The 562-nt window shown below is 62.5% G+C and carries 1 pseudogene; it reads right to left on the bottom strand.

Features of this window, described 5'->3' with window-relative positions:
- Positions 1-475 (bottom strand): annotated as a pseudogene (locus tag AC07XB_RS39050) (IS5 family transposase); the annotation flags it as partial.
- Positions 476-562: the final 87 nt, after the last annotated feature.

The raw sequence follows: 562 nt of genomic DNA, 5'->3' as shown, positions 1-562 counted from the left end.
AGTTGCGTGATGTCGTTGCAGTTCGCGCCGCTCAGGATGACCGCGAGCGGGATGCCTTGCGCGTCGACGATGAGGTGGTGCTTGCTGCCGAGCTTGCGTCGGTCCGTTGGGTTCGGGCCGGTTTTTTTCCCGCCAGCATGGCGCGAACCGAGGAACTGTCGACAATGGCGCGCGCCATGTCGAGTTGGCCGCGACGGCGCAGTTCGGCCAGTAGTGTCTGGTGGATGCGTTGCCAGACGCCAGCTTCCTGCCATGCAACCAGCCGCCGCCAGCATGCGGTGCCCGAGCCACAGCCCATCTCTTGCGGCAGTAGGTTCCAGGCGATGCCAGAGCGCAGAACGAACACGATGCCGGTCAGCACCGCTCGGTCCGGCGTCGGCTTGCGCCCTGCATATCGGCGGCTGCGCGGCGCACGCGCCGGCAGCAACGGTTCGATGAGTGACCACAGCTCGTCGTCTATCAGTTCTCTGGGCATCGCTTCCTGTCAGGCAAAACAAGACAGGAAGTTAACACCGGCTCGAAAAAGTTAACAGACCCAATGGGTAATTTCGCAACAGCTTCT

This window comes from Cupriavidus sp. GW821-FHT02F09 (genome assembly GCF_059421605.1).
Note: the sequence above shows the minus strand (reverse complement) of the source record. Positions and strands in the feature narration are given on the sequence as shown.